Source organism: Mesorhizobium cantuariense, assembly GCF_042647205.1.
Lineage (GTDB): Bacteria > Pseudomonadota > Alphaproteobacteria > Rhizobiales > Rhizobiaceae > Mesorhizobium > Mesorhizobium cantuariense.
Map to the genome: position 1 here is coordinate 6,145,412 of NZ_JBHRVD010000001.1, position 22,248 is coordinate 6,167,659.

At 63.7% G+C, this 22,248-nt stretch carries 19 protein-coding genes and 1 riboswitch; of the genes, 11 read left to right on the forward strand and 8 right to left on the reverse strand.

Annotation, left to right across the window (positions count from 1 at the left end; translation table 11 throughout):
- Positions 1-270 precede the first annotated feature (270 nt).
- From ACFOJ9_RS30035 to ACFOJ9_RS30060, 6 genes are all read left to right on the forward strand, one after another.
- Positions 271-1,449 (forward strand): acetyl-CoA C-acetyltransferase, encoded by a 1,179-nt coding sequence (locus ACFOJ9_RS30035; RefSeq protein WP_378984396.1) that lies wholly within the window; start codon positions 271-273, stop codon positions 1,447-1,449.
- Between the two features lie 123 nt (positions 1,450-1,572).
- Entirely contained in the window at positions 1,573-2,298 is a 726-nt protein-coding gene (gene phbB, locus ACFOJ9_RS30040; protein WP_378984398.1) for an acetoacetyl-CoA reductase, read from the forward strand.
- A gap of 729 nt (positions 2,299-3,027) precedes the next feature.
- Complete coding sequence (locus tag ACFOJ9_RS30045; protein WP_378984401.1) at positions 3,028-6,459, forward strand: helicase-related protein; 3,432 nt, start codon at positions 3,028-3,030, stop codon at positions 6,457-6,459.
- Positions 6,460-6,474: 15 nt separating this feature from the next.
- Positions 6,475-6,861, forward strand: a complete 387-nt coding sequence (locus tag ACFOJ9_RS30050) for an RNA-binding S4 domain-containing protein (RefSeq protein ID WP_378984404.1) — start codon at positions 6,475-6,477, stop codon at positions 6,859-6,861.
- Positions 6,862-7,096: 235 nt separating this feature from the next.
- Positions 7,097-7,435 carry a ferredoxin FdxA gene (fdxA, locus tag ACFOJ9_RS30055; protein WP_378984406.1) on the forward strand — a complete coding sequence of 113 codons (339 nt, stop codon included), beginning with the start codon at positions 7,097-7,099 and terminating at the stop codon, positions 7,433-7,435.
- Between the two features lie 366 nt (positions 7,436-7,801).
- Positions 7,802-8,383: a CarD family transcriptional regulator gene (locus tag ACFOJ9_RS30060; RefSeq protein WP_378984409.1), complete on the forward strand. Its 582-nt coding sequence runs from the start codon at positions 7,802-7,804 to the stop codon at positions 8,381-8,383.
- Positions 8,384-8,547: 164 nt separating this feature from the next.
- Here the strand turns inward: ACFOJ9_RS30060 and ACFOJ9_RS30065 are convergent, their stop codons facing one another.
- The 3 genes from ACFOJ9_RS30065 to ACFOJ9_RS30075 form a co-directional block, all read right to left on the reverse strand.
- A complete protein-coding gene (locus ACFOJ9_RS30065) occupies positions 8,548-9,315 on the reverse strand; it encodes an amino acid ABC transporter ATP-binding protein (RefSeq protein WP_378984411.1) in 768 nt (255 codons plus the stop codon).
- Entirely contained in the window at positions 9,312-9,992 is a 681-nt protein-coding gene (locus ACFOJ9_RS30070; protein ID WP_378984416.1) for an amino acid ABC transporter permease, read from the reverse strand. The genes ACFOJ9_RS30065 and ACFOJ9_RS30070 overlap by 4 nt, the downstream gene beginning before the upstream one ends.
- A 149-nt stretch (positions 9,993-10,141) precedes the next feature.
- The gene (locus tag ACFOJ9_RS30075; RefSeq protein WP_378984421.1) at positions 10,142-10,915 is read right to left on the reverse strand and encodes an amino acid ABC transporter substrate-binding protein; all 774 of its coding nucleotides are present in this window, start codon (positions 10,913-10,915) and stop codon (positions 10,142-10,144) included.
- Between the two features lie 320 nt (positions 10,916-11,235).
- On the opposite strand from ACFOJ9_RS30075, the gene ACFOJ9_RS30080 reads away from it, so the two are divergent.
- The gene (locus tag ACFOJ9_RS30080; protein ID WP_378984424.1) at positions 11,236-12,099 is read left to right on the forward strand and encodes an RNA polymerase factor sigma-32; all 864 of its coding nucleotides are present in this window, start codon (positions 11,236-11,238) and stop codon (positions 12,097-12,099) included.
- A 22-nt stretch (positions 12,100-12,121) separates the two neighbouring features.
- On the opposite strand, the gene ACFOJ9_RS30085 is transcribed toward ACFOJ9_RS30080, so the two are convergent.
- The 4 genes from ACFOJ9_RS30085 to thiB all read right to left on the reverse strand — a co-directional run bounded on the left by ACFOJ9_RS30085 (position 12,122) and on the right by thiB (position 17,256).
- Complete coding sequence (locus ACFOJ9_RS30085) at positions 12,122-13,591, reverse strand: M48 family metalloprotease (protein ID WP_378984427.1); 1,470 nt, start codon at positions 13,589-13,591, stop codon at positions 12,122-12,124.
- Positions 13,592-13,848: 257 nt separating this feature from the next.
- Complete coding sequence (gene thiQ, locus ACFOJ9_RS30090; RefSeq protein ID WP_378984429.1) at positions 13,849-14,631, reverse strand: thiamine ABC transporter ATP-binding protein; 783 nt, start codon at positions 14,629-14,631, stop codon at positions 13,849-13,851.
- The gene (gene thiP, locus ACFOJ9_RS30095) at positions 14,624-16,249 is read right to left on the reverse strand and encodes a thiamine/thiamine pyrophosphate ABC transporter permease (RefSeq protein WP_378988136.1); all 1,626 of its coding nucleotides are present in this window, start codon (positions 16,247-16,249) and stop codon (positions 14,624-14,626) included. The genes thiQ and thiP overlap by 8 nt, the downstream gene beginning before the upstream one ends.
- Before the next feature lie 8 nt (positions 16,250-16,257).
- Entirely contained in the window at positions 16,258-17,256 is a 999-nt protein-coding gene (thiB, locus tag ACFOJ9_RS30100) for a thiamine ABC transporter substrate binding subunit (protein WP_378984432.1), read from the reverse strand.
- Positions 17,257-17,299: 43 nt separating this feature from the next.
- A riboswitch (TPP riboswitch) is annotated at positions 17,300-17,414 on the reverse strand.
- 87 nt (positions 17,415-17,501) lie between these two features.
- Between thiB and ACFOJ9_RS30105 the strand changes: the two genes are divergently transcribed.
- From ACFOJ9_RS30105 to ACFOJ9_RS30120, 4 genes are read left to right on the forward strand one after another with little or no spacing between them, the layout of a single operon-like run.
- Positions 17,502-18,152, forward strand: a complete 651-nt coding sequence (locus ACFOJ9_RS30105) for a thiamine diphosphokinase (protein WP_378984434.1) — start codon at positions 17,502-17,504, stop codon at positions 18,150-18,152.
- A 1-nt stretch (position 18,153) separates the two neighbouring features.
- Positions 18,154-19,974, forward strand: coding sequence for an ABC-F family ATP-binding cassette domain-containing protein (locus ACFOJ9_RS30110; protein WP_378984437.1), 1,821 nt, complete (start codon positions 18,154-18,156; stop codon positions 19,972-19,974).
- A 58-nt stretch (positions 19,975-20,032) separates the two neighbouring features.
- Complete coding sequence (locus ACFOJ9_RS30115) at positions 20,033-20,275, forward strand: type II toxin-antitoxin system CcdA family antitoxin (protein ID WP_378984439.1); 243 nt, start codon at positions 20,033-20,035, stop codon at positions 20,273-20,275.
- A complete protein-coding gene (locus ACFOJ9_RS30120) occupies positions 20,275-20,574 on the forward strand; it encodes a CcdB family protein (RefSeq protein WP_378984441.1) in 300 nt (99 codons plus the stop codon). The genes ACFOJ9_RS30115 and ACFOJ9_RS30120 overlap by 1 nt, the downstream gene beginning before the upstream one ends.
- Positions 20,575-20,604: 30 nt before the next feature.
- Here ACFOJ9_RS30120 and ACFOJ9_RS30125 read toward each other — a convergent pair whose 3' ends face one another.
- A complete protein-coding gene (locus ACFOJ9_RS30125) occupies positions 20,605-22,248 on the reverse strand; it encodes a hypothetical protein (RefSeq protein ID WP_378984443.1) in 1,644 nt (547 codons plus the stop codon).

Here is a 22,248-nt window from a genome sequence, read left to right on the forward strand (position 1 = left end):
TCTGAGTAAGCCGCCGATAACGATTGTGCCTTTTTTGAGGATATGCGCAAAAGCCGCACAATTCCAAGCAGTTTGTGCAGTGCGGGATCACTAAATGCTGCATAGCAGGCAAAATATGCTGCGCAGCAATGGACGAACGGCCGCCACGGCAAGGCGCGACCTGCTTGCCGCGCATGGGCGCCATGCCCATTTCCGGTTTGACTTGGGGTTGGGAAAGGGCAAGAAAAGTCCTCAACGACAGAACAACACCCTTGAAGTCTGGAGAAGAAAATGTCCGCTTCCATCGTCATTGCCAGTGCGGCGCGCACGCCGGTCGGCTCCTTCAACGGCGCCTTCGCCGCCACCCCGGCACATGAGCTCGGTGCCATCGTCATCAGGGAATTGCTGTTGCGCGCCGGTGTCGAACCAGGCGAGGTCGATGAGGTCATCCTTGGTCAGGTGCTGACCGCCGCCCAGGGTCAGAACCCGGCCCGCCAGGCATCGATCAATGCCGGCCTGCCCAAGGAAACCACCGCTTGGGGCCTCAATCAGGTTTGCGGCTCGGGCCTGCGCGCCATTGCGCTCGGCATGCAGCAGATCACCACCGGCGATGCCAAGGTGATCATCGCCGGCGGTCAGGAATCGATGTCGCTTTCGACGCATGCCCAGCACCTGCGCGCCGGCGTCAAGATGGGCGACTTCAAGCTGATCGACACCATGATCAAGGACGGACTGTGGGATGCCTTCAACGGTTATCACATGGGCAACACGGCCGAGAACGTCGCGCGTCAGTTCCAGATCACCCGCGACGACCAGGACCAGTTCGCGCTGGCCTCCCAGAACAAGGCCGAGGCCGCGCAGAAGGCCGGCAAGTTCAAGGACGAGATCGTCGCCGTCACCCTCAAGGGCAGGAAGGGCGACACCATCGTCGACCAGGACGAATACATCCGCCACGGCGCCACGCTCGACGCCATGACCAAGCTGAAGCCGGCTTTCGACAAGGATGGCACGGTGACCGCCGCCAACGCCTCCGGCATCAATGACGGCGCCGCCGGCGCGTTGCTGATGAGCGAAGCGGAAGCCGCAAGGCGCGGCATCACCCCGCTGGCGCGCATCGTCTCCTGGGCAACCGCCGGCGTCGATCCGCAGATCATGGGCACCGGACCTATTCCCGCCTCGCGCAAGGCATTGGAAAAGGCCGGCTGGTCGGTCGGCGATCTCGACCTGATCGAGGCCAACGAAGCCTTTGCAGCGCAAGCCTGCGCCGTCAACAAGGACATGGGCTGGGATCCTTCGATCGTCAACGTCAACGGCGGCGCCATCGCCATCGGCCATCCGATCGGCGCTTCGGGCGCCCGCGTCTTCAACACCCTGGTCTTCGAGATGCGTCGGCGCGGCGCCAAGAAGGGCCTCGCCACCCTATGCATCGGCGGCGGCATGGGCGTCGCCATGTGCGTGGAAGCGCTCTGAAGAGAAGTGAATAGCGAATAGGGAGTAGCGAATAGGGAAGAATGGCGTCAGCGCGACGGGACATCAAATCCCTGCTCGCTATTCGCTACTCCCTATTCGCTCCCCGACCAAAGGGAGGAACGCATGACCAAGGTAGCAATCGTCACAGGCGGATCGCGCGGCATCGGCGCGGCGATCTCGATCGCATTGAAGACCGTCGGCTATTCGGTCGCCGCAAACTATGCCGGCAATGACGCCGCGGCGGCGAAATTCAAGGCCGAGACCGGCATTCCGGTCTACAAATGGTCGGTCGCCGACTACGACGCCTGCGCCGCCGGCATCAAGCAGGTCGAGGCCGATCTCGGCCCCGTCTCGGTGCTGGTCAACAATGCCGGCATCACCCGCGACGCCATGTTCCACAAGATCACGCGCGAGCAGTGGAAAGAGGTCATCGACACCAACCTGTCCGGCGTCTTCAACATGACGCATCCGCTGTGGGGCGGCATGCGCGACCGCAAGTTCGGCCGCGTCATCACCATCTCCTCGATCAACGCCCAGAAAGGTCAAGCCGGCCAGGTCAACTATTCCGCCGCCAAGGCCGGCGATATCGGTTTCAGCAAAGCTCTCGCTCAAGAGGGGGCTCGCGCGGGCATCACCGTCAATGTCATCTGCCCCGGCTACATCGCCACCGAAATGGTCAAGGCGATCGACGAGAAGGTGCTCAACGACCGCATCATTCCACAGATCCCTGTAGGCCGCCTCGGCGAGCCCGAAGAAATTGCGCGCTGCGTCGTCTTCCTCGCGTCCGAAGATGCCGGCTTCATCACCGGCTCGACCATCACGGCCAATGGCGGCCAGTATTTCGCCTGAGGTCGCGGCGATATAAGCGGCAGATCGACGGGCCGGCACACCGGCCCGTTTCTCGTTGCCAGCCTGGTCCTTCGATGTGTCCTCGTCGGCTGCTGACCCAATCCGGCACGTAGAGGTTAACAGCCACCCGCTGCCCTGTGCGAAACCTGTTCCCAAGCCTGTGGATTCTCGGTGGATAAGTTGTTCACAACACAAGATGTTGGGGTGAACAAATCAAGAATATTCCGGCATCGCTGATTCGTCGCCGATTCGTTCTGGCTTTGAGCGGAACGTTAACGACGACAGCCGGAATCGCCTGCCAAACGGTTAATGCCGGTTAGGAAAGATAAACAATTTCATAAGCTTGGGCGAGGCACGCCAAGCCATTACGATCGTTTATCGGCAAAGGTTAACGGCAACGCTCGCCTAGCATGAAACGGGCCAGTTCAGCGATTCAGCATGTGGTGCGACTCCCGGTCGCAAAATCCACATGTAGCCGTGAACAAAAGCTGAATCTGGTCGAGTCACTGATTCGTCGCTGATTCGTTCCAGACTCGTTCCAACTGTCAATCCGCACACGATCTGGAGCTTGACACGCACGACTTCGACCTACAGGCGGAATATTCCGCTTTCGCTTCGCGCCCGAAATCCCTATGTGTCGCCTGTCATACGCGCCACTTGAGGCACGCTCCCGACAACCAGAGGCCAGAAAGCCTTATTTCCAGGTCCCAGAAGCCTTATTCTAGGTTAATGAACATCCAGCCCAAACACACCGAGCCGCTGATCCTGTCGGGCCGCGACGTGACCGCCGTGCTTGGGCCGACCAACACCGGCAAGACCCATCTCGCCATCGAGCGCATGGTGGCGCATGAGAGCGGCATCATCGGCCTGCCGCTCAGGCTGCTGGCGCGTGAGGTCTATGCCCGTGTCTGCGAAAAGGTCGGCGCCCACAAGGTCGCGCTGATCACCGGCGAGGAAAAGATTCAGCCGGCAGGCGCCAAATATTCGGTCTGCACCGTCGAGGCCATGCCGCGCGAGACCGACGCCGCCTTCGTCGCTATCGACGAGGTGCAGCTGGCCGGCGACCTCGAGCGCGGCCACATCTTCACCGACCGCATCCTGCATCTGCGCGGCCGTCAGGAAACGCTGCTGCTGGGTGCCGCCACCATGCACGGCATCCTGCAGCGTCTGCTGAGGGGTGTCTCGGTGGTGACGCGGCCGAGGCTGTCGCATCTTGCCTATGCCGGCTCCAAGAAGCTGACCCGCCTGCCACGGCGCACGGCGATCGTCGCCTTCTCGGCCGACGAGGTCTACGCCATCGCGGAACTCATCCGCCGCCAGCAGGGCGGCGCCGCCGTCGTGCTCGGCGCGCTCAGCCCGCGCACCCGCAACGCCCAGGTGGCGCTGTTCCAGTCGGGCGATGTCGACTATCTCATCGCCACCGACGCCATCGGCATGGGGCTCAACCTCGATCTCGATCACGTCGCCTTCGCCCAGAACCGCAAGTTCGACGGCTTCCAGTATCGCAACCTGACGGCGGCCGAGCTTGGCCAGATCGCCGGCCGCGCCGGCCGGCATCTGCGCGACGGTACCTTCGGCGTCACCGGCCAGGTCGACCCGCTGGACGAGGATCTGGTCAAGAAGATCGAAGGCCACGATTTCGACCCGGTGAAGGTGCTGCAGTGGCGCACCGCGCATTTCGACTTCGCCAGCCTCGATGCGCTGAAGCGCTCGATCGAAACCAACGCCCCGGTCGAGGGGCTGACGCGCGCGCTGCCTGCGGTCGACGCACAGGCGCTTGAGCATCTGTCGCGCGACGAGGACATCCGCGCGCTTGCCACCAACGCCAAACGCGTGGCACTGCTGTGGGAAGCCTGCGCGCTGCCCGACTACCGCAAGATCGCGCCGGCCCAGCACGCCGACCTCATTGCCTCGATCTACACGGACCTCGCACGCCACGGCCATGTCGACGAGAATTACATGGCCGAGCAGGTGCGTCGCGCCGACACCACAGAGGGCGATATCGACACGCTGTCGCATCGCATTGCCCAGATCCGCACCTGGACATTCGTGTCGAACCGGCCTGGCTGGCTGGCCGATCAGGCACACTGGCAGGAAAAGACGCGCGAAATCGAAGACAGATTGTCGGATGCGCTGCATGAGCGGTTGACGAAACGCTTCGTAGACCGCAGGACTTCCGTCCTCATGCGGCGCCTTAGAGAAAATACCATGCCTGAAGCCGAAATTAGTCCTACCGGAACCGTCCTTGTCGAAGGCCACCATGTCGGCGAGTTGCAAGGGTTCCGCTTCACCGCCGACCAGACCGCCGGTGGCGAAGACGCCAAGGCGGTGCGCACCGCTGCCCAGAAGGCGCTGGCCGCCGAATTCGAGGCACGCGCCGAACGCTTCGGCGCCTCGGCCAATGGCGACATCGCGCTCGGCTCGGATGGCACGCTGCGCTGGATCGGCGCGCCGATCGGCACGCTGGTCTCAGGTGAAGACGCGCTGAAGCCGCGCCTGGTGCTGCTGGCCGACGAACAACTGACCGGCCCGGCGCGCGACAAGGTCGCCGCGCGCGCCGAACGTTTCGTCAATTTCCAGATCGAATCGCTGCTGAAGTCGCTGGTCGACCTGAAGAATGCCGACCAGATTTCCGGCATCGGTCGTGGCATCGCTTTCCAGCTGGTCGAGAATTTCGGCCTCATCAACCGCCGCGACATCGCCGAGGAGATGAAGTCGCTCGACCAGGAAGGCCGCGCTGCCCTTCGCCGGCTTGGCGTGCGCTTCGGCGCCTACCATGTCTTCGTGCCGGCGCTGATCAAGCCGGCGCCTGCCGGGCTGGTGACGCTGCTGTGGGCGCTGAAGAATGACGGCAAGGATAAGCCAGGCTTTGGCGACGTGGTTCACGCGCTCGCATCCGGCCGCACCTCTGTGGTCATCGATCCGGCCTTCGACAAGACCTTCTACAAGCTCGCCGGCTACCGCAATCTCGGCCGCCGCGCCGTGCGCATCGACATTCTTGAGCGGCTGGCCGATCTGATCCGTCCGGCGACCAACTGGAAGCCCGGCCTCGGCCAACGTCCGGACGGCGCCTATGATGGCCAGTCCTTCATGGTGACGCCGCCGATGATGTCGATCCTTGGCGCCACCGCCGACGACATGGAAGAGATCCTCAAGGGTCTCGGCTACCGTGCCGAGCCGAAGCCGGCAGTCGAGGTCAAGGCGCGGCTCGAAGCACAGGACAATGCCGCCCGCGAAGCGGCGGCGGCCAAGCTGGCGGCGGAAGAGGCTGCAAAAGCCGAGCAGGCCAAAGCGGCGGAAGCCGCGGCAACCGATGCGGCCGCGGAGGCAGCGGTCGAAGGGTCGGAGCCGGCATCGGACTCAGTGGCCGTTTCGGAAACCGCGGCCGAAATTCCCGCCGAAAGCATCGCCGACGCTGCAGCAGAACCTGCTGCGGAAGAACAGACGAACGCTCCGGTCGAAACCGCGCAGGACGAAGCGCCGGTAGCCGAGATTGCGGCCGAGGCCGCCGAACCGGCGCCGGTTGAACCGCAGGCAGAGGCTGAAACTGCCGAGATTGAAGCCGCAGCGGCAGAAGCAAAAGAAGCCGAACCGGCCGAGCCGGTATCAGATGCCGAGCCCGCAACGGACATCACGCCGGACGAACCTGCAGCGGTGGCTGAAGCAGCCGTCGGCGAACCCGCTCCGGAAGCCGAAGCGCCAAAACCCATCCTGTTGTGGCGTCAGGGCCGATTCGAACAGCGCCCGCGCAACCGCGACGACAACCGCAGGAACAATCGCCCGCGCAACGGACAAGCGCGCGGCCGAAGCGATGCGCCTGCGGATGCCGCCGGCGCACCGGCCGCAGCCACGCCAGGTGAACGTCCGGCCCAGGAAGGCCGACGTGACGGTGCCGGCAAGCCGCGCTTCGACCGCTCGAAGTTCAAGCCCAAGCCGCAGGCCGAAGGCGAACAGCGGCGTGACGGCCGGCCGCAAGGCGAGCGTCCCGATCGCCGCGAAGGCCGGCCCGACTGGAAGGGCGGCAGGCCGGATGGCAAGGGAGGTCCGCAAGGCGGAAAGCCCGCTTTCCAGCCGAAGCCACGCGAGGAGCGCCCGGTGCGCTTCGATCCGGACTCGCCCTTTGCCAAGCTCGCCGCGTTGCGCGACCAACTGAAGAAGTAGACCCGGCTCGCTTCGATGGTCGTCGAAGGCCGCCAGCGTATCGACAAATGGCTGTTTTTCTCGCGCGCCGTGAAATCGCGTTCGCTGGCGGCGAAGCTGGTGGTCGCCGGTCGCGTGCGCATCAATCGCGACAAAGCAGCGCAGGCCTCCGATCAGGTCAAACCTGGCGACGTGTTGACCATCACGCTCGAGCGCCGCATCTTCGTCTGGAAGGTGCTCGGCGCCGGGGTGCGACGAGGTCCGGCCGAGGAGGCCCGCACGCTCTACGAGGATATGTCGCCACCGCCCACACCGAAGGGCCAAGCCCCTGCAGATGCAATTCCTGCGCTGCGCGAGGCCGGCAGCGGCCGCCCGACCAAGAAGGAACGTCGCCAGACCGACCGATTGCTCGGCGAAGATTGATGCCTGGCGTCCAAAAACATGCAGCGGTTTTGGGCCAACGAAACGCCTGGGGCAAAAACTGAACCCGGCAAACAAGACGCTTTGCGGGACATGACTGACTCCCGCCTGGCCTGCCGTCTGGAATTCCATTCCGGAAACACCGGCACCGCCCGCAATGGCTACCCTTGCAAGCGGCCGATAAAGGCGTTACCTGACGGAAAAAGCCCAACAAAATGGGACGTCCCGGAGCCGACCGATGACCTATGTCGTGACCGACAATTGCATCAAATGCAAATACATGGACTGCATCGAGGTCTGTCCGGTCGACTGTTTCTACGAAGGCGAGAACATGCTCGTCATCCATCCCGACGAATGCATCGACTGTGGTGTCTGCGAGCCGGAATGCCCGGCCGACGCGATCAAGCCCGACACCGAGTCCGGCCTCGACAAATGGCTGCAGGTCAACACCGAATACGCCGATAAATGGCCCAACATCACCGCCAAGAAGGAGCCTCCGGCAGACGCCAAATCCTTCGACGGCGAGGCCGGCAAGTTCGAGAAATACTTCTCCGCAGAGCCTGGCGAAGGCGATTGACAACACGGCCGCAAAGGCCGGTATTACGTGGGGTAAGAGGCACGTCACATTAACCGCCTTGACAGGCGGCGCTAACCTGTGGCCTTCGCTTATGCAGCAAAACCTTGATTCTTCCGACTTTTTGTGTTACATCAGCGAAACATGCCGGTGACACAACGTCGATTTATGGCGCAGACGCCCCAAATCACTGAAAGGTGAAAATCCCATCCGGACCAGAGTGATCTGGGCCAGGCGGTCGCAATATTGCGTTTGCCGGTCTAGCTTTTCCGATGGGTTCATCTGTTGTGCGGCTAACGATCGGTTTCCCCGATCGCGCGAGTTCGGGCCGGCAGGACGCCGGTACCACAACAAGGAGTTCAGGGCGCAATGGCAACGATCACCCCGCAGAAGAAGTCCACCGCTGCGCGTCACGGTTTCAAGACCGGCGAGTACATCGTCTATCCGGCGCACGGCGTCGGCCAGATCATCTCGATCGACGAGCAGGAAGTTGCTGGACACAAGCTGGAACTGTTCGTCATCGACTTCTCGAAGGACAAGATGCGTCTGAAGGTGCCGGTCGCCAAGGCGACCTCCATCGGCATGCGCAAGCTGTCGGAAGAGGATTATGTCGAGCGCGCGCTGAAGGTCGTGCAGGGCCGCGCCCGCGTCAAGCGCACCATGTGGTCGCGCCGTGCCCAGGAATATGATGCGAAGATCAATTCCGGCGACCTGATCTCGATCTCGGAAGTTGTGCGCGACCTCTACCGCGCCGACAACCAGCCGGAGCAGTCCTATTCCGAGCGTCAGCTCTATGAGGCGGCGCTCGACCGCATGGCCCGCGAGATCGCGGCCGTCAACCGCATGTCGGAAACCGAAGCCGTGCGCCTGATCGAGGTCAACCTCAACAAGGGCCCTAAGCGTGGCGCGAAGGCCGACAATGAGGAAGCCGAGCAGGAAGAAGCTGCCTGAGCTTTTCGCCTTTGAATTCATGAAAAACCCGGCCTCGCGCCGGGTTTTTTGCTTTTACCCTCCCCCTTTTGTGGGGAGGGTCGCTGCGAAGCAGCGGGGTGGGGGCGGCGCCGACCCCCGCCCGGACCTTCGGTCCGACCTCCCCACAAGGGGGAGGTAGAGGCTCAGCTCCCGCCTTCCTTCTCCGCCTCCTGCTTCAGCGTCGCAATGAACCGCTTCGTCCGCTGCTGCTCCGGATTGTTGAACAGCACCGCGGCCGGCCCTTTCTCGACGATGACGCCGGCATCCAGGAACACCACTTCCTGCGCGATCTTGGAGGCGAGGCGCAGATCATGCGTCGCCATCACCATGGTCGTGCCTTCGCTGGCGAGCTTGCCCAGCACGTCGACCACCTCCTGCGCCAGTTCCGGGTCGAGCGCCGAGGTCGGCTCGTCGCAGAGCAGCACCTTTGGCGACGGCGCCAAGGCGCGGGCGATCGCCACGCGCTGCTGCTGGCCTCCCGACAGGGTCGCTGGCCAGGCGTCGGTCTTGTGCGCCATGCCGACCTTCTCCAGCAGAGCGAGCGCCCGCTCGCGTGCCCTCTCAGGCGACCATTTCAGCACCGTCACCAGCCCTTCCATGACATTCTCGATCGCGGTGCGATGCGGAAACAGCTGGAAGTTCTGGAACACCATGCCTGTCTGCAGCCGCAGGCGCTGGATATCCCTGGCAGGAACCCTGCCGCCGGGGTGGAATTCAAGCGTCTCGTCGCCGATGCGTACCGTGCCTGAGGTCGGGATCTCCAACAGGTTGATGCAGCGCAGCAGCGTGCTTTTCCCGCTGCCCGAAGGGCCGACCAGCGCCGTGACGCTGCCTTCGGCAATGGTGACTGTCACACCCTTCAGCACGAGATTGTCGCCGAAGCGCTTTTCGATGTTGCTGAGGCCGATCATGAGCGCGCCTCCAGGAAGCCGCCATAGCGGTTAAGCCGTTCTTCCAGCCGTGTCTGCAAGGCCGACAGCACCGAGCTCATCGCCAGATAGAGGATCGCCGCCTCGACATAGAGGATCAGCGGCTCATAGGTGGTGGCGACGATGCGCTGCGCCGCCTGGAACATCTCCGGCACGGTGATGGCGGCGGCCAGCGACGTATCCTTAACCAGCGAGATGAAGGTGTTGGAGAGCGGCGGCACCGCGACCCGGCCGGCTTGCGGCAGGATGGTGCGCCGCATCGCCTGGCTCCAGGTCATGCCGATCGAATAGGCGGCCTCCCACTGGCCTTTCGGCACCGAGCCTATTGCCGCGCGGATGATTTCCGACGTGTAGGCGCCGATGTTGAGCGTGAAGCCGATCAACGCCGCTGTGAAGGCGTCAAGCAGGATGCCGACCGACGGCAGGCCGTAGAAGATCAGGAACAGCTGCACCAAAAGCGGCGTGCCGCGGAAGATCCAGACATAGAAGCGCACCAGCGCGACCAGCGGCTTGGGGCCGAACAGCCGGGCGAGCGCGGCACCGAGGCCGACCGTCAAGCCAAGAGCGAAGGACAACAGCGTCAGCGGCACGGTGAAGATCAGCGCCGCCCACAACAGCGAAGGCAGCGACTCCAGCATCAGTTGCAGCCAGTGCGGCACGTAAGACCCTCCAGATGGTAGCGGCGGCTTCGTCAAGGCGCGAATGCGTCAGGCATATCACGACAAAAGCGGCGGGCCGTCAAAGACGGCTCGCCGCTTGATATGTCTCAATATGTCTCATGGGCCGGATACCGACCCACCTCACTAGATTACTTCGAAACGTCCTGGCCGAAATAGGTGTCGGCGATCTTCTTGTAGGTGCCGTCGGCCTTGATCTCGGCCAGCGCCTTGTTGATCGCCGCGACCAGTTCCGGATCGCCCTTGCGCACGATGACGCCGGAATAGTCGGCGTTTTCCTCTTGCGCGGCGATCTTCACATTGGCGTCGGGCTTGTGCTTCTTGAAGTCGAGGAATGACAGGCTGTCATTGATGGTGGCGTCGGCACGGCCGGTCAAAAGCAGCTGAATCGACTGATCGAAGCCATCGGTGCCGACGAGCTCGGCGCCGTTCGTTTCGGCCAGCTTGCCGAAATTCGAGGTCAGCGATTGTGCCGACTTCTTGCCCTTGAGATCGGCGAAGCTCTTGATGTCGGTGTTGTCGCCGCGCACGATCAGCACCGCCTTGGAGGCGATGTAGGGATCGGAGAAGTCGTACTTGGCCTTGCGGGCGTCGGTGATGCCGACTTCGTTGATGACGGCGTCATAGCGATTGGCGTCGAGGCCGGCGATCAGCCCGTCCCACTTGCCTTCGAGGAATTCGACCTCGACGCCGAGCTTGTCGGCGATCGCCTTGGCGATTTCGACGTCGAAGCCGACCAGTGCGCCGGACGTGTCATGGTAGGTGAATGGCGCATAGGTGCCTTCCGTGCCGACCTTGATGACCCCGGCATGCTTGATCTGGTCGAGATTGGCGCCGGCATGGCCAGCGGTGACAGCCAGGACCTGCAGCGTTCCGGCGATAATGAGCGACTTGAGCCATTTCATTTTTCTGTGATCCCGTCCTTGGCCGGCTGTCCGGCATGTTGTGAGCGCTGGAAACTGACAGATGCAGGTCGAAAAAATAAGGAACAGAATTTCAAAAACAACCAGTTTCTGAAATCAGATTCTCGAAATAGCGTCTTTCAGCCGCGATAGGGACCATCGCGGATCATCCTTGCAATCCCTCGGGCAACACAATCCCGCCACCACGGTCGCGGAACCTTTCTCGCGCATAGCAGTTTTGGCTGTTCTAGGGCACGACGCCGCCATTTCAACCCGGGCGCCAGCCATGTTTACAAAGTCATCCCCATCGCCAGGAGCGCCTCATGATGGAAGACACGGCAGGACGGATCATGGTCCGCGCGGCAATGAGAGCTCCCTACCTCGAACGTGACGAAGAACATCGGTTGGCATTGCTTTGGAAGGAAGACAACGACCAGAACGCGCTGCACAGCATCACCGTCGCTCATATGCGGCTGGTCATTTCCATGGCCTCGAAATTCCGCCACTACGGCCTGCCGCTTGGCGATCTGATCCAGGAGGGTCATGTCGGCCTGCTCGAAGCCGCCGCCCGCTTCGAGCCGGAGCGCGAGGTGCGGTTCTCGACCTATGCGACGTGGTGGATCCGCGCCTCGATGCAGGACTACATCCTGCGCAACTGGTCGATCGTGCGCGGCGGCACCAGTTCGGCGCAGAAGGCGCTGTTCTTCAACCTGCGACGCCTGCGCGCGCGGCTGGCGAATGGCGCGGAGCCGCTGTCCAATGCAACCCTCTATCGCGAAGTCTCGGAGGCACTCGGCGTCTCCGAAGCAGACGTCGCGATGATGGATTCGCGGCTGTCGGCGCCCGACTCCTCGCTCAACATGCCGGTTGCCGACGATGCGGGCTCGACCGAGCGCATGGATTTCCTGGTCTCGGACGATCCTTTGCCCGACGAGATTGTCGGCGACAAGATCGATGTCGCGCGGCGCTCGCTCTGGCTGCGGGAAGCGCTTCGCGCACTCAACGCACGGGAGCTGAGGATCATCGAGGAACGCCGGCTGAATGACGAGGGCGCGACACTCGAAGCGCTCGGCGAGACGCTCGGCATTTCCAAGGAACGCGTCCGCCAGATCGAGGCCCGCGCCATGGAAAAGCTAAAGGTCGCGTTGGTGAAGCAGAACCCGGAGTTCATGGCGACTGCCGCCTGATCCGCAACAACCGTCCAGGCTCTTACTTGTCAGTGACGATCTTGACCTTGTCGCCGGCCGAAACCGCGGCACCCGGCGACAGTGCGTTGAGCACGCGGAACAGATCAAGCTTGCGGTCGACGCCGACCATCTGGGCCGAGAGCGAACCCATCGTCTGCCCCGGCTGAACGGTGACGACGCGGATATGCAGCGGCTTCAGAGCCGCCTTCTCGGCAGCACTGAGGATCCGGAACGAGCCGCTCACCGAACGCGCCACGGTGTCCAGCGTGGTACTGGCCGAAGGTGCCGCGGTCAGCAGCCGGTAGACCTGGCCGCCGGCACGGATCACGGCAATGTCGAACTGCCAGCCTTCGGCGCCGGCATGCGCGGTCGCCGCCTCATTGCCGTTGATGGTCTCCTGCTTGACGGTGCTGTCGTCGAGACCGGCCACCCAGCCGCTGCGGATATAGTCGGTGAGCGCGCGGTTCTTGTCGATCGAAACGCCGTCGAAGCGGATCGCCATGTCGCCGGGGCCGGTTGCGGTCACGGCCGCCGCCGAATTGTCGATGATGAAGCCCTGCGGCACCGAGAAGGACACGCCGAGGCCCGGATGCAGGAAGGTTTCGCCGCGCACATAGCCTTCCTCGGGCGTGTCGCCATAGAGCAGGCCGTCTATGCCGGCGAGGAAGGAATCGCGGTCGCGCGTGCCGAAGCCTGGCGCGCCGAACTGGCGGGCGTGGCGCTGCGCCAGGTCGATGCGCTGCGGCGTGTTAGGGTGCGTGGCCAGGAAGTCGAGGCTGGCATCGGTGGCGCCGCTGATCGAACGGAAATCGGTATAGGCCGACATCGACTGCAGGAAGCGGCCGGCGGCAAAAGGATCGTAACCGGCTTCGCCGATCGATTTGATGCCGATGGCGTCGGCTTCCAGCTCCTGGTTGCGCGAGAACTGCGCGAGCCTCAGCTTGCCGCGGATCAGCGCCGCCTTGGCGGTCGGGCTGTCGCCGAGCACGTCGGAAACCACCTTGGTCGCCAGGCCTTCCTCGGCCTCCAGCTGCTGGCGCTGCAGGCCGTGATTGGCGGTGACGTGGCCCATCTCATGCGCGATGACAGCGGCAAGCTCGGCCGAATCATTGGCCAGCGCCAACAGGCCGCGCGTGATGTAGAGATAGCCGCCCGGCAGCGCGAAGGCGTTGACGTTGGGCGAATTCAGGATGGTGATGCGATAGGTCTGCGTCGGGTTGGCCGAGACCACCGTCAGATTGCCGACCACCTTGGCGACCATGCGCTCGAGCTTGGGATCGGAATATTCGCCGCCATAAGTCGCCAGGATGCGCGGATGCTGCGCTTTCGCCAATTCGGCGAGCTTGTTGTTGGCGCCGACATTGTCGACGGTGATCGGCCTGTCGGAAGGCTGGAAGCCGGATTCCTGAACCGCCGGCGGCGTGAACATCTGGCAGCTCGCCAGCGCCACGGCAAAGCCTGCCAGCGCGAGAAAGCGCGCCAGGGGATTCATTCGTAATTTGTTAGCGCCGATCGCCAGAACGGCTTCCTTTCGGGTCCCGGCGCATGACCACGAAAATCGGGGGCGATCTTCGGAACGTGTCATGCGCTATCTCAAACTGCTGCAGTATCCGTTGCACGCCCTTGGGGCGGGCGGCGGATACTGCAGGCAAATCACGTCCTGTGCCGGACCAGTAGGGCGGACCTAGCCACACTCCTCCAGTCATGGCAAGCAAACGCCACATCGCCTGGAGCCGGTTTGGCCGTAAATTATGTCCGCTTTCGGGCAACATCTCGTGATACGGCATCCCCGGCACCCGCGCCGATATAGCGCCGGAACGCTTCCGGACCAGCCCCGGCAAAGAAATCATCCACCTTGCCGGTTGCGGCAACCAACCCATTGTCCAAAAACACCATGTGTTCGCCGATGCGACGGGCGTCTTCCGGCTGATGGGTGACGAACAGCACCGTCATGCCCCGCTCGGCATGAACGGCGGCGACCAGATCCAGCATGTCGTCGCGCAGCGCCGGACCGAGCGAAGCGAAGGGTTCGTCGAGCAGCAGCACCGGCCGGTCACGCACCAGCACCCGAGCCAGCGCGACGCGCTGGCGTTCCCCGCCCGAGAGTTCGCGCGGCAAGCGTCGTTCCTTGCCAGCAAGACCGGTGCGCGCAAGGGCCCCGGCGATCGCGGCGCGGTCCGCTTCCGTCAGCCGCAAGGATGGCGAGCGACCGAGCCCGACATTCTGCTCGACGGAAAGATGCGCAAACAGATTGTTTTCCTGGAACACCATCGACACCGGCCGCACTGAGGCTGGCTCGGCGCTGACATCGACCCCACCGATCAGCACGCGGCCCGACTGTGGGGTCTCAAACCCGGCGACCAGATTGAGCAGCGTCGACTTGCCCGAACCGCTCGGCCCCATGATGGCGGTGATCTTCGCCGCGGCGAAATCGACGTTGAAGACGAGCGGCGCTTCGCCATAGCTGAACGACACCTTGTCCAGCCGCACCGGTGCACCCTTTTCAAGCCTGCTGGCCGCCCCGTCACGCATCCCGGACCTTCTCCCTTCCCAGCCAGTGCGCCGCCACGATCAACGCGAGGCAGATGAGGCCGAGCAGCAATGCCAGGCCGGCGGCGTCCTCGGTACGGTAGCTGCCCATCCGCGCCAGGAGAAGGTACGGCAACGTCTGCACGGAATCACTGCCGAACAAGGCAATGACGCCGAGATCGCCGAGCGACAGCGCCATGGCAAAGGCGAAGGCAGTTGCGAGGGGGCGCCGCAGCGACGGCCAGTCGACCAGCATCAGCCGGTTCCAGCCCGCAATGCCGAGCTGTGCACAGAGCCGTTCGTGACGCTCGCTCGCCGCATCATAGGCGGGACGGACGGCGCGCAAGGCAAACGGCATCGCCATCACCGCATTGACGGTGACGACCATGACCGGGGCAATGGCGAAGACATCGCCGGTATGGCGCAGCAACAGGAACCAGCCGGCGCCGACGACGATCGGCGGCACGACCAGCACAAAACCGGCGCCGGTATCGGAGGCGTGTTCGAGCAGTGTCTTTGCGCCGGCACGGCGGTTTAGCGCCAGTGCCCGCCGCGCCATGGTCAGCGCCAGCGACAGCGTCACCGAGAGCAGCGCCGACAGGAAGGCGAGCACCACGCTGGTCAGCGTCGCCTGCCTGACAGTGGCCTCACCGGCCAGCCGGCTGAGATCGGCACCCAACCCGGCAACCACCGTCGCCGCCATCGGCCCGACGACGAACAGCAGCGCCAAGACGATGAGCATGGCGTTCAGCCAGGTCTCGATCCCGCCGACTGAGAGATAGCGGCGTTGCGCGACCGGCAGGTTGGTGTCGCCGACCACATTGGCGCCAAGCCGCGTCAGCGCCAGCACCACGATAAAGGTCAAGGCGATCTGCAGCAGCGTCAGCGTCACCGCGCGTGCGGGATCGAAATCGAAGCGCAGCGCCTGGTAGATGCCGACCTCCAGCGTCGTCGCGGCCGGCCCGCCGCCCAGTATCAGCACGATCGTGAAGGATGTGATGCAGAGCATGAAGACCAGCCCGGCGACTCCCGGCAATGCCGCACGCAGCGTCGGCCATTCGATCAGCCGGAACGCCGGCGGCGCCGCCATGCCGAGCTGGCTCGCCAGGCGCCATTGGTCGGTCGGTATGGTCTGCAGCACCTCGAGGAACAGTCGCGTCGCCAACGGCAGATTGAAGAAGACATGGGCGACGAGAATACCGGACAGGCCATAGATGCCCGGCCAGCTTCCGCCGCCGATCACCGAGAACACGCCGGCGAAATAGCCGGCACGGCCATAAAGCGCCAGGATGCCGAGCGCCGCGACGATGGCCGGCAGCGCCAACGGTACGGCGAAGAGTTGCAGGATGAAGGCGCGGCCAAGGAAGCGTGGATGCCGCGACAGAGCGCGCGCCACCAACAGCGCCGGGCCGACGGAAAGCAACGTCGACAGCGCTGCTTGCCAGAGCGTGAAGCGCATGACGCGCAGCAGATAGGGGTCGAAGGCCGCCCAGGCGCCGGAAAGATCGTGAGCGCCCTCGAAAAGCAGGCCAGCAAACGCGCCGCAGATCACCAGCGCGATTGCGGCGAGCGCCATGATGCCAGCGCCGACGCGGGAATCCGTGGAATGCGCCGGCGCCATCGCGCTGCCTACTTGCTCATCACCGCCAGCCATTCATCCACCCAGGCCTTGCGGTTGGCGGCGACCTCTTCGGGGCTGAACAGCAAGGTCTTGGTCGGCTTAACCAGTTTGTCGAAGGCCGGGTTGAGCGGCTTGTCGGTCTTGCCTGCCGGGAACATCCAGTTGGTCTCGGGGATCGCGTCCTGGAATTTCGGGCCTGTCATGAAGGCCATGAACTTTGCCGCCAGCGGATTCTTGGCCCCCGTCGTGGTGATACCCGCCACCTCGATCTGCAGATACTCGCCCTCCTCGAACGACGCTGCCTGGTAGCGCTCTGTCTTCTCGGCGACCATGTGATAGGCCGGCGACGTCGTGTAGGACAGCACCATCGGCGCCTCGCCCTTGGTGAACAGCCCATAGGCCTCGCTCCAGCCCGGCGTCACGGTCAGCACCTTCGCCTTGAGTTTGGCCCAGGCCTCCGGCGCCTTGTCGCCATAGACCGACTTGACCCACAGAAGCAGGCCGAGGCCCGGCGTCGAGGTGCGCGGATCCTGGATGACGATCTTGTCGTCGGCACTTCCTTCGACCAGCTCTTTCAGGCTTTTCGGCGGCGTCTTCATCTTTTCGGTGTCGTAAACGACGGCGAAATAGCCGTAGTCGAAAGGCACAAAAGTGTCGTCGCTCCAGCCACCCGGCACATTTATGTCGGATACCCCGCCATGCGGCGCGAACAGGCCTGACGCCTTGGCATCGGCGGTGAGATTGGTGTCGAGGCCGAGCACGATATCGGCCTTGGTCGATGCCCCTTCCAGCCTGACCCGGTTGAGCAACGCGACGCCATCGGCGACCGAGACGAACTCGACATCACAGCCGCATTCGGCCTCGAATTCCTTCTTCACCACGGGACCCGGACCCCAGTCGGCGGTAAAGCTCTCATAGGTGTAGACGGTGAGTTTGTCCTTGGCCAAGGCCGGTCCGGACAGGACCACGGCCATTGCTGAGACAAGAGCGTATAAAAGCGTGCGCATCGGCGCCTCCTTCGTTCGAATTAAAAGGAATTGAGGCGTCGGACTGTCCGAAACGTCTAATCCCTCCGCCGGTACAAACCGGATCAGGTTCAGCGGGTTGGCGAGATTGCCTCTCAGCCGGTCCGCGAAGATCGCGTCCGGCACCCCGTTAGAGCGTTTCGACACATAGGCCGGGCCGATCCCCCACGCAAGTGGGAGTTTGCCGCCTTCCGTTTCCGGTGCCGGGCTGGTAAGGGCCACACGATATGAGCACATTCACCATCCTGCTTGGCGGCGATCTCAATCGCACGCCACGACTCGACCGCCAGGTCGAAGGCTCCCGCGTCATCGCCGCCGACGCCGGCATCGGCCATGCGCGGTTGCTGGGCCTTGTCCCGGAACTGTGGGTGGGTGATTTCGATTCTGTGCCCGCCAATCTGCCGGATGATCTCGCCACTGTCCCCCGCCGGACTTTCCCGGCGGAAAAGGACCAGACCGATGGCGAACTGGCAATCGCCGCGGCACTCGAGCGCGGTGCGACCAGCCTGGTGCTCGCCGGTGCTTTCGGCGGCAAGCGCGCCGACCACGCTTTCCTGCATCTGGCGCTTGCCCTGCGGCTGGCCGAGGCCGGGACTGATGTGCTCCTGACCAGCGGCGCCCAGGAAGGCGTCCCGTTGCTGCATGGAAAGGCTGGCTTCGACTATGCCGACGGCACGCTGTTTTCGGTGCTCGGCTTTTCCGAGCTTGCTGGCCTGACCGTCACCGGCGCCAAATGGCCGCTCGATCACGTCAAGGTGGCATTCGGCTCGTCGCTGACCATTTCCAACGAGGTCAAAGGCCACCTCGAAATCGCGCTGGACCATGGCAGCGCGATGCTGCTCGCTCATCCCTATCCCTATCCCTTACCTGAAAGCTGATATGGCCCCGCCCCTTCTCAACCTCGACGGGATAAAACTGACCTTCGGTGGCACGCCGCTGCTCGATGGTGCCGCCTTGACGGCGTCGGCCGGCGACAAGATCGCGCTGGTCGGCCGCAACGGTTCGGGCAAGTCGACGCTGCTGAAGATCGCCGCCGGCCTGATCGAGCCGCAGGACGGCGAGGTGTTCCGCCAGCCCTCGGCAACCGTCCGCTATTTGCCGCAGATGCCCGACATGGAGGGTTTTGCCAGTGTCCGCGCGTATGTCGAGGCGGGGCTTGGCCCTGCTGACGATCCCTACCGCGCCAGCTATCTGATGGAGCATCTCGGCCTGTCGGGTGAGGAGCGTCCGAACGACCTGTCGGGCGGCGAAGCGAGGCGCGCCGCCCTTGCCCGCGTCATGGCGCCGGAGCCCGACATTCTGCTGCTAGATGAGCCGACCAACCATCTCGACCTCTCGGTGATCGAATGGCTGGAAGAGGAGCTTAGCCGAACCTCCTCGGCACTCGTCGTCATCTCGCACGATCGTCGCTTTCTCGAGCGCGTGTCGCGCGCCACCATCTGGCTCGATCGCGGCCAGACCCGCAGGCTGGACAAGGGCTTTGGCCATTTCGAGGAATGGCGCGACCTTGTGCTGGAAGAAGAAGAGCGCGAGCAGCACAAGCTCGGCCGTCAGATCGTGCGTGAGGAGCATTGGCTGCGCTACGGCGTGACGGCGCGACGCAAGCGCAACATGCGCCGTCTCGGCGAATTGCAGACCATGCGCCAGCGTTTCCGCGGCCATCGCGGCGCCGAAGGGTCGGCGACCATGGTGGCGAGCGACGCCGCCGAATCCGGCAAGCTGGTGATCGAGGCCAAGAACATCGAGAAGAACTTTGGCGATCTCACTGTCGTCAAGGGGTTTTCGACCCGCATCCAGCGCGGCGATCGGGTTGGCCTGGTCGGGCCGAACGGCGCCGGCAAGACGACGCTCTTGAAGATGCTGACCGGCGAGATGAAGCCCGACGCCGGTTCGATACGGCTCGGCACCAATCTGGAGATCGCCACGCTCGACCAGAAGCGCGAGGCGGTCGACCCGCAAGAGACGCTGGCGCAGTATCTCACCGACGGGCGCGGCGAAAATCTCGTCATCAATGGCGAGCAGCGCCATGTCGTCTCCTACATGAAGGATTTCCTGTTCAAGCCGGAACAGGCGCGCACGCCGGTACGCGAGCTTTCCGGCGGCGAACGGGCACGCCTGCTGCTGGCGCGCGTGCTGGCGCGGCCGGCAAACCTTCTGGTGCTCGATGAGCCGACCAACGATCTCGACATGGAGACGCTGGAGCTGCTGCAAGAACTGGTTGCCGGCTTTGCCGGCACCGTCATCCTGGTCAGCCACGACCGCGATTTCCTCGACCGCACCGTGACCAGCATCATCGCGCCCGACGGCGCTGGCCGCTGGATCGAATATGCCGGCGGCTATTCCGACATGCTGGCGCAGCGCGGCGGCACTAGGCTGGACGACCGCAAGGCGCGCGCGAAGGCCGAAAACGGCGAAGCGCCAGTGACGACCAAAAGTGAAGCGGCTGCGCCAAAGGGGCCGGCGAAGAAACTGTCGTTCAAGCAGAAATTCGCGCTGGAATCGCTACCCAAGAAAATCGAAGCTGTGATGGCATCAATCTCGAGGCTTGAGAACAACATCGCCGATCCCGCCTATTACGAGCGCGACCCGGCCTCGTTCCAGAAAACCATCGCCGCCCTCGACAAGGAGCGCGCGACGCTGGCTGCGCTTGAAGAAGAGTGGCTGGAGCTGGAGATGTTGCGCGAAGAGATGGAGGGGTGAAGGATTGCATGCGGGCTTTTATGCGCCTACATTATGCGCATAAAAGGAGGCGATCTCTATGCTTCAATCGACGCCAAAACCTCAGCGACAATCTGTGAATACGTCCATCGACTCTCAGTTGATCAGCGACGCCAAAGCGTTGGGCATCAATATCTCACGCGCCGCCGAAGAGGGCATTGCCAAAGCAATCTCGGCAGAAAAAACGCGTCGATGGCAGGAAGAAAACAAGGAAGCCATCGAAAGCTCCAATGAATATGTCAGACGCAACGGACTGCCATTGGCCAAACACCGGCCGTTCTGATGGCACGTTACGATTTCTATAGGAATGCCGGGGGCGGCGGTTATCTTCTCGATGTACAGTCAGACCTTCTTGAAGGGCTGAGCACGAGGGTCGTCATTCCTTTGATGCCGCCCAAGATAGCCCCGGTTCCTGGCCGCCGACTAAACCCGACCTTCGCCATAAACGGCAAAGATCATGTGATGGTCACACAGTTTATGTCAGCCTTCGCTGCCTCTGAATTGCCGGATCCAGAGGGAAACCTTTCCAGACACCATGACGAGATTGTCACCGCGCTCGACATGCTGTTTCAAGGCTTCTAAGTCAACGGAGCTTCGGCTAACGGGCCCTTCTCAGCCCGCCGTCTTCGCCTGCCAGGCCTTGATCGCTTCGTCGAACACCTTCTCGCCGGGAATGCCCTTTTCCATGGTCAGCAATGCCCGCCGTCCGGTCTTGTAGACCACAGGCACGTCGATCCAGTCCTGACCACGAAGCAAGGTCATGTTGGCGTCTTCGTCGGCCTTGGTGTCGTTGAGCGCGACGAGGAAGAACCCGTCGGCGATCTTGGCCGGAATGCCGATCAGCGGGCTGCCGGCATCCTGTTCCGAACCCTTCATGGCGACGCGCAGGATGTTGTCGACGCCGCCGCCTTCGAAGCCGTCGGGCGTCAGGAAGATCATCTCGATGATATGGCTGGCCGGCAAGGTCTGGTCGGTATTACGGCGGATGGTCATGCGCAACTGGATGTCCTTGCCGGGAATGGTTGCTTCGGCACGGATCGCCGGTTCCGGCGGCAGGTCGCCACCGGGCGATTCCTGCACCAGCGACCAGACGATGTTGCCGGGCTCCGCCGAACCCTGGGCGGTGCTGGTGCGCTCTTCATAGAAGATCGCCTTCTGGCCGACCGGCAGCGCGGTTTCCGCTGGCGCGGCTGCCGGTGCTGGCGGCGCAGCACCCGCCGGTGCTGGCGGGGTGGCGGCGGCATCTGCCGGCGCTGCCGGGGCAGCTCCATTGGCAGGCGGTGTTGCGGGGGCGGCACCTGTCGCCGGGGGCGTAGCCGCGGCAGGCGTGCCGGCGGCCGGTGCGGAAATCGCCGGCGCGTTCGTCGCCGAGGGCGGCGTGGTCAGCGCCGCAACCGATTCGCCTTCGCCAATGCCGCTTTGTCCGCCAGCCGGGCCGGGATCGACCTCGCTGCCCTGCGGCGTCAGCCGCTGGGTGAATTTCGTGCCTTCGGTTTCCGTGCCGCCGGCCGCGGGCGCCGGCGGCGTTGCCGCGGCATCGGTTGCGGGCTTGGCGGGCGCTGGTTTCACCGGTTCGGTCTTGGCGACCTGGTTGCCGCCAAGCCCCAGCATCTTGCCGAAGGCGTCCTTGTTCAGCCAGATGCCGTAGCCGCCGCCGGCAACGACCAACAGCGCGACGACGGCAGCGATCAGCCCACCATAGCTGCGCTTGCGCTCGGCGGGACGCAGGCGCTGGAAGGTGTCCGACACCGGCTCTTCGTTGCTGGAAAAGACATCGACCCCGTCGTCGGCCTCGTCGGCATCCATGCCTGGAAGAGGCGTGTCGGCGCGAGCTGGCTGGGAAGGTGCGGCTGCGGGCTTCCAGCTTGGCTCGACCTTGGCGGCAGGTGGCGGCGCGGGTTGATAAGGTTCAGGCTTGGCGGGCGGCGCCGGCCAGGCCGATTCCGCCTTCGCCGGTTGCCGTGTATGGCTCGGCTGATTCTTGTTGCGATCGATCGAGGAAAAGATGTGTTCCAGTTCCGCGAGCGGGTCGGTCTCCGGCACGCTCTTGGCATAGTCGCGCTCGACGCTCGTGATGGCGTCTTCCAGCGAGCGTTTCTGCTTGGCTATGACCTCGGCAGACAGCGGCGGCGAGAATTCCGCAAGTTTCCTTTCGAGTGCGGAGCGAGCGCCATCGTATGTCCGCGTGCGCGTGTCCGGCGTCGGCTCGCCGTACTTGTCGAGCGCCTTTTTCAGAACAGCAACGAAATCTGCCAT

Excerpts from the sequence above, each read along its gene's own strand:
- ACFOJ9_RS30035 (WP_378984396.1), top strand. The coding sequence starts at position 271 with ATGTCCGCTTCCATCGTCATTGCCAGTGCGGCGCGCACGCCGGTCGGC.
- phbB (WP_378984398.1), top strand. The coding sequence starts at position 1,573 with ATGACCAAGGTAGCAATCGTCACAGGCGGATCGCGCGGCATCGGCGCG.
- ACFOJ9_RS30045 (WP_378984401.1), top strand. The coding sequence starts at position 3,028 with ATGAACATCCAGCCCAAACACACCGAGCCGCTGATCCTGTCGGGCCGC.
- ACFOJ9_RS30050 (WP_378984404.1), top strand. The coding sequence starts at position 6,475 with ATGGTCGTCGAAGGCCGCCAGCGTATCGACAAATGGCTGTTTTTCTCG.
- fdxA (WP_378984406.1), top strand. The coding sequence starts at position 7,097 with ATGACCTATGTCGTGACCGACAATTGCATCAAATGCAAATACATGGAC.
- ACFOJ9_RS30060 (WP_378984409.1), top strand. The coding sequence starts at position 7,802 with ATGGCAACGATCACCCCGCAGAAGAAGTCCACCGCTGCGCGTCACGGT.
- ACFOJ9_RS30065 (WP_378984411.1), bottom strand. The coding sequence starts at position 9,315 with ATGATCGGCCTCAGCAACATCGAAAAGCGCTTCGGCGACAATCTCGTG.
- ACFOJ9_RS30075 (WP_378984421.1), bottom strand. The coding sequence starts at position 10,915 with ATGAAATGGCTCAAGTCGCTCATTATCGCCGGAACGCTGCAGGTCCTG.
- ACFOJ9_RS30080 (WP_378984424.1), top strand. The coding sequence starts at position 11,236 with ATGATGGAAGACACGGCAGGACGGATCATGGTCCGCGCGGCAATGAGA.
- ACFOJ9_RS30085 (WP_378984427.1), bottom strand. The coding sequence starts at position 13,591 with ATGAATCCCCTGGCGCGCTTTCTCGCGCTGGCAGGCTTTGCCGTGGCG.
- thiQ (WP_378984429.1), bottom strand. The coding sequence starts at position 14,631 with ATGCGTGACGGGGCGGCCAGCAGGCTTGAAAAGGGTGCACCGGTGCGG.
- thiP (WP_378988136.1), bottom strand. The coding sequence starts at position 16,249 with ATGGCGCCGGCGCATTCCACGGATTCCCGCGTCGGCGCTGGCATCATG.
- thiB (WP_378984432.1), bottom strand. The coding sequence starts at position 17,256 with ATGCGCACGCTTTTATACGCTCTTGTCTCAGCAATGGCCGTGGTCCTG.
- ACFOJ9_RS30105 (WP_378984434.1), top strand. The coding sequence starts at position 17,502 with ATGAGCACATTCACCATCCTGCTTGGCGGCGATCTCAATCGCACGCCA.
- ACFOJ9_RS30110 (WP_378984437.1), top strand. The coding sequence starts at position 18,154 with ATGGCCCCGCCCCTTCTCAACCTCGACGGGATAAAACTGACCTTCGGT.
- ACFOJ9_RS30115 (WP_378984439.1), top strand. The coding sequence starts at position 20,033 with ATGCTTCAATCGACGCCAAAACCTCAGCGACAATCTGTGAATACGTCC.
- ACFOJ9_RS30120 (WP_378984441.1), top strand. The coding sequence starts at position 20,275 with ATGGCACGTTACGATTTCTATAGGAATGCCGGGGGCGGCGGTTATCTT.
- ACFOJ9_RS30125 (WP_378984443.1), bottom strand. The coding sequence starts at position 22,248 with ATGGCAGATTTCGTTGCTGTTCTGAAAAAGGCGCTCGACAAGTACGGC.